6 protein-coding genes are annotated in these 8480 nt (G+C 70.5%); 3 read left to right on the top strand and 3 right to left on the bottom strand.

Going from position 1 to position 8480, the window contains the following annotated elements; all coding sequences use genetic code 11:
- On the bottom strand, nucleotides 1-619 hold a 619-nt coding region (gene ssd / locus GTW40_RS31850), incomplete at its 3' end, for a septum site-determining protein Ssd (protein ID WP_343245833.1).
- A 583-nt stretch (nucleotides 620-1202) separates the two neighbouring features.
- Between ssd and GTW40_RS31845 the strand changes: the two genes are divergently transcribed.
- A complete protein-coding gene (locus GTW40_RS31845; RefSeq protein ID WP_161183599.1) occupies nucleotides 1203-2036 on the top strand; it encodes an HAD-IB family hydrolase in 834 nt (277 codons plus the stop codon).
- A gap of 399 nt (nucleotides 2037-2435) precedes the next feature.
- Here the strand turns inward: GTW40_RS31845 and GTW40_RS31840 are convergent, their stop codons facing one another.
- On the bottom strand, nucleotides 2436-3260 hold the full coding sequence (locus tag GTW40_RS31840) for a Fic family protein (RefSeq protein WP_161183598.1): 825 nt from the start codon (nucleotides 3258-3260) through the stop codon (nucleotides 2436-2438).
- A gap of 144 nt (nucleotides 3261-3404) precedes the next feature.
- On the opposite strand from GTW40_RS31840, the gene GTW40_RS31835 reads away from it, so the two are divergent.
- The gene (locus GTW40_RS31835; protein ID WP_202486683.1) at nucleotides 3405-4385 is read left to right on the top strand and encodes an ATP-binding protein; all 981 of its coding nucleotides are present in this window, start codon (nucleotides 3405-3407) and stop codon (nucleotides 4383-4385) included.
- A 6-nt stretch (nucleotides 4386-4391) separates the two neighbouring features.
- On the opposite strand, the gene GTW40_RS31830 is transcribed toward GTW40_RS31835, so the two are convergent.
- Nucleotides 4392-5657: a hypothetical protein gene (locus GTW40_RS31830; RefSeq protein ID WP_161183596.1), complete on the bottom strand. Its 1266-nt coding sequence runs from the start codon at nucleotides 5655-5657 to the stop codon at nucleotides 4392-4394.
- Nucleotides 5658-6033: 376 nt separating this feature from the next.
- Here GTW40_RS31830 and GTW40_RS31825 point away from each other — a divergent pair, with 376 nt between their 5' ends.
- Complete coding sequence (locus GTW40_RS31825) at nucleotides 6034-8472, top strand: SulP family inorganic anion transporter (RefSeq protein ID WP_161183595.1); 2439 nt, start codon at nucleotides 6034-6036, stop codon at nucleotides 8470-8472.
- Nucleotides 8473-8480 lie beyond the last annotated feature (8 nt).

Below are 8480 nucleotides of genomic sequence, written 5' to 3'. Positions count from 1 at the left end.
GGGACTCCTCCAGGGCGCCGCCGCCGACCCGGCCGCGCGAGGCGGCGAAGGCGGGCCAGCGCAGGCCCTCGGCGCTCTCGCCGCCGAGGAGCACGTCGAGTCCGCCGCCCAGCGGATCGGCGTCCACCAGAAGGGTGCGCACGCCCTCGCGGGCGGAGGTGACGGCGAGGGCGCAGGCGAGGGTGGAGGCCCCGGCACCGCCCCGGCCGCCGATGACCCCGACGGTGAGGGCGGGGCGGCCGACTCCTTCGGCCACGTCGGCGATGCGGTCGACGAGCCACTGCTCGCCGTCGGGCAGCATCAGGACGTGGTCGGCGCCGATCTCGACGGCGCGTTTCCACACGTCGGGGTCGTCCTGGTCACGGCCCACCAGCACCACTCCTCTGCGGCGCGCGGCCCCGCGCACCCGGCGGGCGGCGTCGTCCCCGACGAGCACGAGCGGGGCCTCCGACCAGCCGCCGAGGTCGGGGACGCAGTGGTGGACCTCGGGTGTGGCGCCCGCCGCCGCGCACAGGCGCAGCAGGTCGTCCAGGAGCAGGGCGTCCTCGGTGACGATGAGCGGGCGGGCCGCCCGGTCTCCGGCGGTCGGTGGCGGATCGTGGGTGACGATTCCGGTCATGGCGGATTCCCTTTCGCTGCGTGGTGCGCGCGGTCCCCTCGGGCCACGCGATTCCCCAAGTTGTGGAGAACCGGTAAAGGTCTCCATATGAACGGCCGATAGGAACCGGCCATACGCGCCCCCGGCATTGCGATCAGGCCATCGAGCGGCCCGCTCCGGAGCGCGGTGGAATCACGATGCGGCGAACCCGGAAATGATGTGGATCTTGATCGAAAACTGTGGATGCCGAAGGGCCTGTGAATATCTCCGTCACTCAAACCAGTGACGCGCACACGGTTCGTGTACGACTTCCAGAGAGCACCCTGATGATTACCGTACGTAATCAATCATGGGCATGACGAAACGGCGGCCAGCCTTCGGCCGCCACCGGATCCACACCGGAAAAGGAAGGAGAAACCCCACTTGGACATGCGACGACCCCCGCCGGGGGGGAGAGCGGGGGTCGTCCCCACGGTCCGACTCGGGGGGGGAGGAGCCGGACCGGGTTAGCACGGTCGCGAACGATCCGTGACTTCCATGGTGTACCCGAGAGGCCTCTCAGGCAAACCCACGCGCCACACCTTACGCCGAATGGTGGGCGCCTATGCTCGGGGTCGTGGAAAACCACTCCTTGCCCCGCGCAGCGGCCTTCTTCGACCTGGACAAGACGGTCATTGCGAAGTCGAGCACACTCACCTTCAGCAAGTCCTTCTACCAAGGCGGACTGATCAACCGCAGGGCGGCCTTGCGCACCGCATATGCCCAGTTCGTCTTCCTGGCCGGAGGTATGGACCACGACCAGATGGAGCGGATGCGCGAGTATCTGTCCACGCTGTGCCGCGGCTGGAACGTGCGGCAGGTCAGGGAGATCGTGGCCGAGACCCTGCACGACCTGATCGACCCGATCATCTACGACGAGGCCGCCTCGCTCATCGAGCGCCATCACGCCGCCGGACGCGACGTGGTAATCGTGTCCACCTCCGGCGCCGAGGTGGTGGAGCCGATCGGCGAACTGCTCGGCGCCGACCGCGTGGTGGCCACACGCCTGGTCGTCGGCGAGGACGGCTGCTACACCGGCGAGGTCGAGTACTACGCCTACGGCCCCACCAAGGCCGAGGCCGTCCGTGAACTGGCCGCGTCCGAGGGGTACGACCTCGACCGCAGCCACGCCTATAGCGACTCGGTGACCGATCTGCCGATGCTCCAGGCGGTGGGCCACCCGCACGCCGTGAACCCCGACCGCGCGCTGCGCCGCGAGGCGGTCGCGCGCGGCTGGCCGGTCCTGGAGTTCCGCAAGCCGGTCCGGCTCAAGCAGCGGCTGCCCGCGCTCTCGGTGCCACCGCGGCCCGCACTCGTCGCGATGGCGGCCCTGGGCGCGGCGGCGGCCACGGCCGGCCTCGTCTGGTACGCCAACCGGCGCCGCACCACGACCGCCTGACCGTTTCTCCCCTGTCCGCACCGGTTCACCCGGGATTCAAACCTGAAATCCCGGATGGGACGATAAGCAAAGAAGTGCGGCCAGGGGTTCCGATTCCTCCACTTTTGCAGTACAAAGGAATCAACGGCCCGCGAGACCAAAGGACATCCGCGAGGATTACCTGTTACTACGCACTTGGCCCCACGGACCTTGCATGAACACTGGGCACCCACGCGACGTCGGACCGTCGATTACGGGCCTGCTACACCAGGGCCGGGCAAAGCACCCCGACCTGATGAGCAACACACGAGGACGCTTGGTAACCCGGGTGAACATGCCAGCGGCGGTACGAGAGGGATTCGTACCGCCGCAACCCTGTCCGGGGCGCCCCGCGTTCGGCCGCCCCTGATCCGTCCCGGCTCAGGCCGCTCCGCGCTGCAGCGCCTCGCACACCGCCGTCGACTCACGGGCGCCGAGTTCGACCGCGCGGCCGCAGTGTGCGATCCAGGCCGCCATGCCGTCGGGAGTGCCCGAGACGTATCCCTCCAGCGCGCCCAGATAGGCCGCGCGCCCCAGTTCGGCGTGGCCGACCTCGGAAGGGCACACCGCCTTCGGGTCCAGACCGCTGCCGATGAGCACGATGCGCTCGGCGGCGCGGGCGACGAGCCCGTTGTGCGAGGTGAAGGGGCGCAGCGCGAGCAGTTCACCGTGCACCACGGCGGCCGTCACCAGGGCGGGCGCCGAGCTGCCCGCGATGATCAACTCCGCGAGGCCGTCCAGGCGGCCCGAGACCTCGGGGGCGTCCGGCAGCGGCAGCTCGATCAGCGGCTCGTCGGCCGTCTCACCGGCGCGGCGCGGACGGCCCACCTCGTCGCCGTCGCTCGCGGCCGCCACCAGATGCAGCCGGGCCAGCACCCGCAGGGGTGACTGCCGCCAGATGGACAGCAGCTGACCCGCCTCGGCGGTCAGCCTGAGGGCCGCGCCCATGGCGCGCGCCTCGGTGTCGGTACTGAAGTCCGTACGCCGCCGCACCTCCTCCAGGGCCCAGTCGGCACCGGACAGCGCGGCCGAACCACGCGCAGCGCGCAGCGCGGCCTCGGAGGTGATCGCGTTGCTGCGGCGCCGCATGATCCGGTGCCCGTAGACCCGGTCCACGGCCTTGCGCACGGACTCCACGGAGTCGGCCACACCGGGCAGCGACCCCAGGGCGGCGAGCGGGTCGGCGGTCGCACCAGTCGTACTCATGCGTACGACCCTACGCGTCCGCCCCTCGACCGGTCCCGCACCCCTGGGGAAGCCCTGCGGGCACCTGACGGCCACCCCACGAAGGAGTGGTCTTCGCCGGACTCCCTGACACGTAAAGCGATGAAGCGACTACCGTTCGTGAACATGAAAATTGCTTTCGTCGGGAAGGGCGGCAGCGGCAAGACCACGCTCTCCTCCCTCTTCATCCGCCATCTGGCGGCCGCCGGAGCCCCCGTGGTCGCCATCGACGCCGACATCAACCAGCACCTCGGCCCCGCTCTCGGCCTCGACGAGGCGGAGGCGGCCGCGCTGCCCGCCATGGGCGACCGGCTGCGGCTCATCAAGAACCATCTGCGCGGCAGCAACCCGCGCATCGCCTCCGCCGAGACGATGATCAAGACGACCCCGCCCGGCGAGGGCTCGCGGATGGTCCGGGTGCGCGAGCCCAACGCGATCTACGACGCCTGCGCGCGCCCGGTGGAACTCGACGGCGGCGCCGTCCGTTTGATGGTCACCGGCCCCTTCACGGACGCCGACCTGGGGGTCGCCTGCTACCACTCCAAGACGGGAGCGGTGGAGCTGTTCCTGAACCATCTCGTCGACGGCCCCGACGAGTACGTGGTGGTGGACATGACCGCCGGTTCGGACTCCTTCGCCTCCGGCATGTTCACCCGCTTCGACATGACGTTCCTCGTCGCCGAGCCGACGCGGAAGGGGGTCTCCGTCTACCGCCAGTACAAGGAGTACGCCCGCGACTTCGACGTCACGCTGAAGGTCGTCGGCAACAAGGTCCAGGCCCAGGACGACATCGACTTCCTGCGCAAGGAGGTCGGGGACGACCTGCTGGTGACGGTCGGGCACTCGGACTGGGTGCGTGCCATGGAGAAGGGGCGCCCGCCCCGCTTCGGGCTCCTGGAGGAGACCAACGCGGCCGCGCTGCACCGGCTGAGGACCGCCGCCGACGCGACGTACGCGCTGCGCGACCGGGAGCGCTACACCCGTCAGATGGCGCACTTCCATCTGAAGAACGCCGAGTCGTGGGGGAACGAGCGCACCGGGACCGACCTGGCGGCGCAGATCGATCCCGGCTTCGTACTGGGCGAGGGTGTCGCCACCCCCGCCTGACGCGTCCTACTGCTTGGCCGCCGGCGCCCCGGGTACGCCCTTCGGCGCCGGTGCCGGGCGGCCGGAGAGGAAGGACGCCCAGCCCTGCCTGGGCGTCTCCCCGACCTCCAGGGTGCGCAGCTTCGTGAGGGTCTGCGGGTCCTGCGTGTCCAGCCAGTCGGCCAGTTCACGGAAGGAGACGCAGCGCACGTCGGGCTTGCCGCACACCGTCTTCACCACGTCCTCGATGGCCCGCATGTAGGTGCCGCCGTTCCAGGACTCGAAGTGGTTGCCGATGATCAGAGGCGCGCGGTTGCCGTTGTAGGCACGGTCGAAGCCCTTGAGCAGGCCGTCACGCATCTCGTCGCCCCAGAGGCCGAACTTGTCGGGGTCGCCCTGGGTCTGGGTGCCGGACTGGTTGACCATGAAGTTGTAGTCCATGGTCAGCTGCTCGAAGGTGTGCCCGGGGAAGGGGACCAGCTGCATCGACAGGTCCCACAGGCTGTCCTTCTTCTTCGGCCAGAGCTGGTTGTTGACGCCGCTGGAGTCGTAGCGGAAGCCCATCTGGCTCGCCGCCTTCATGAAGTTCTTCTGCCCCTCCAGGCAGGGGGTGCGGGCGCCGATGAGTTCCTTGTCGTAGTCGAAGGGCAGCGGAGAGGCGTTCTTCAGGCCCGAGTTGGTCTTCCAGGTCTTCACGAACTGCTTGGCCTGGTCGATCTCGCTCTTCCACTCGTCCACCGACCACTGGCCGACCCCGCCGTCGGGTCCGCAGAAGTGGCCGTTGAAGTGGGTGCCGATCTCGTTGCCCTCCAGCCAGGCGAGGCGGGCCTGTTTGGCGGTGTCGGCGATGCCCTGGTCGTCGTTGAAGCCGATGTCGGAGCGGCCCGGCGAGTGCTGCGGCGGCTTGTAGAGGTCGCGCTTGGCCTCCGGCAGCATGTAGACGCCGCTGAGGAAGAACGTCATGTTCGCGTGGTTGTCCTTGGCGACCTTGCGGAAGTGCGAGAACAGCTTCTGGCTGTCCTCCCCGGCGCCGTCCCAGGAGAACACCACGAACTGCGGCGGCTTCTGACCCGGCTTCAGCTTCTCGGGCCTGGGCAGGTGCGGCTGCGATCCGGTGTAGGCGGTGGATCCGTCACCGATCAGACGGACCACGCTCCTGGGGGCGTCGACCCCCTTCTGCGGGCCCGGCGCACCTTCCTTCACGGGGTGGGAGCCGGTGGCGCAGCCGGCGAGGGATGCGGCACCGGCCGCGGCGACCATGGCACAGACGGCGATCCTCTGGGTGGCGGCCATGTTTCCGCCCACCTTCTTCCTTCTCTCAGGCGCTTCTCTCGGGCGAGTTGATGACGGCGTTCTGTGGTGCTGCGCCGGGTTCGCCCCGACGGCGCCGCCAAGGTCGCACGGGGCCGAGAAGGAATTAGTACGACAAGCCGATGAAATGCCCCCTTCACTCTGGAGGGTGGAGATATGCGCCATATGCCTCGAAAGGCTATGCGGGACATTTACTCGCCATTACGATTCATTTACCGAAATTTGATCCATCCCGCCGCTGTACGCCGTGACCCACGGCCGCGACCGAACACCCGCCCCATGTCCGCCACCACACGGCGGAATACGGGCGAGCCACCCCAAGTCAGCGACCGCGCAGCCCCGGAGGAGACGGGAAACGATGTCAGCCACCGCCCCCACCCGCGTTCACTCCCATTCCCCACCCACCGACCCACCGCCCCGGCGCCGCCGTTTCGCCGTCGAGGGTGCCGACCTGTCCGCTTCCGTCGCCGTCTTCCTCATCGCCCTGCCGCTCTCGCTCGGCATCGCGCTCGCCACCGGCGCGCCCCTGCAGGCGGGCCTGGTCGCCGCCGCCGTCGGCGGGATCGTCGCCGGCCGGATCGGCGGCTGCCCGCTCCAGGTCAGCGGCCCGGCCGCCGGACTGACCGTGGTCACCGCCGACCTGATCCACCGGTACGGCTGGCGGGCGACCTGCGGCATCACCGTCCTCGCCGGACTCGCCCAACTCGGCCTGGGCTGCCTGCGGGTGGCGCGCGGCGCCCTCGCGGTCAGCCCGGCCGTGGTCCACGGGATGCTCGCGGGCATCGGCGTCACCATCGCCGTGGCCCAGCTGCACATCGTGATCGGCGGCAGCCCGGACAGCTCGGTGCTGAGCAACCTCCGTGCGCTGCCGCACCAGTTGGCGCACCTGGACCCGGCCGCGGTGACGGTGAGCGCGCTGACCCTGACACTGCTGCTGGCCTGGCCGCGCCTGCCCGGCGAACCGGGACGCCTGCTGCGCAAGGTCCCGGCCCCGCTCGTCGCGGTCACCGGGGCCACGGCGGCCGCCCTGCTCACCGGACTCAGCCTGCCCCGCGTCGACCTGCCCTCCTGGAGCAGCCACGCGCTGGCCGGGCTGCCCGAGGGACCGGCACTCGGTGTCGTGGCCGCCGTGCTCACCACGACCCTGGTGTGCAGCGTGCAGTCCCTGCTCGGCGCGGTCGCCGTGGACAAGATGGCCGCCGCCCGCACCGGAGCCCAGGCCCGGCTCGGCCGCTCGGACCTCGACCGCGAACTCCTCGGCCAGGGCGCGGCCAACATCGTCTCCGGCGCCCTCGGCGGCCTGCCCGTCGCCGGAGTGGCCGTCCGCAGCACGGCGAACGTGAACGCGGGCGCGGTGAGCCGCAACTCCACGATGCTGCACGGCGTCCTCGTGGTGATCGCCACGCTGCTGATGGTCCCGCTCCTGGAGCACATCCCGCTCGCCGCGCTCGCCGCCCTGGTGATGGCCGTCGGGATCCAGATGGTGTCCCTGCACCACATCCGCACGGTGAACCGCCACCGCGAGGTCCCGGTGTACGTCGCCACCACGCTCGGCGTCGTCGTCCTCGGCGTCCTGGAGGGCGTGCTCCTCGGGATCGCCGTGGCCGTCTTCCTCGCCCTGCGCCGCCTCACCCACACCCGCATCACGCGCGAGGAGAAGGACGGGGTCCACCATGTGCACGTACGCGGCCAGTTGACGTTCCTCGCCGTGCCCCGGCTCAGCAGAACCCTGCATCACGTGCCCCAAGGCGGCCGCGCGGTCGTGGAGTTGGACGGCTCCTTCATGGATCACGCGGCGTACGAGGCGCTGCAGGACTGGCGGACCTCCCACACCGCGCGCGGGGGCTCGGCCGAACTGACCGGCAGACACGGCACGTTCCACTCCCCCGAGGCGCCCTCCACCGCCTGCCGCTGCCGCCCCTGGACACCATGGCGCAACCACCAGTGCGCGATGCCGTCCGGCGGTTCGGCGCAGGGCACGCGGCCGGAAGCAGCCACCTCGAAAACGGCCTCGCCGGGAACGGCCGCAACCCTGGTGCCGGGACACACGGACCTCGCCCCCGCCGCCGCCCCCGACACCACCGCCAACACCCCGGCCCCCGACACCTACCCCCACGAACTCGCCCGTGGCATCAGCTCGTTCCAGCGGAACACCGCCCCGCTGGTCCGGGAGGAGCTGGCGCGGCTGGCGCGGGAGGGGCAGCGGCCCTCGCAGCTGTTCCTCACCTGTGCCGACTCCCGGCTGGTGACCTCGATGATCACCGCGAGCGGTCCCGGCGATCTCTTCGTGGTGCGCAATGTGGGGAACCTGGTCCCGCCGCCGGGAGAGGAGCACGGCGACGACTCGGTGGGCGCCGCCATCGAGTACGCGGTGGACGTGCTCGGGGTCCGCTCGATCACGGTGTGCGGGCACTCCGGGTGCGGCGCGATGCAGGCGCTGCTCACCGCGGAGCCCGGCGCCGCCCCGACCCCGCTCAGACGCTGGTTGCGGTACGGGCTGCCGAGCCTGGAGCGGATGGCCACCGACGCGGGCACGGCGCCCCGGCTGGCGGAGCGGGCGGCCGCCGACGCGGTGGAGCGGCTGTGTCTGACCAACGTGGTCCAGCAGCTGGCGCATCTACGGGCGCACGAGTCGGTGGCCCGCGCCCTGGCGGCCGGTGCGCTGGAGTTGCACGGGATGTATTTCCACGTGGGTGAGGCACGCGCCTATCTGCTGGGCGGCCCCGTGGAGGAAGGGGTGTTCCACGACGTCAGAGAGGACATGAGAGAGGTGGAAGAGGTCTGCGGTCCCGCGTGAGCGGTCAT

It is taken from the genome of Streptomyces sp. SID4985, from assembly GCF_009863025.1.
Classification (GTDB): domain Bacteria; phylum Actinomycetota; class Actinomycetes; order Streptomycetales; family Streptomycetaceae; genus Streptomyces.
This window is presented reverse-complemented; position numbering and strand designations above follow the sequence as displayed.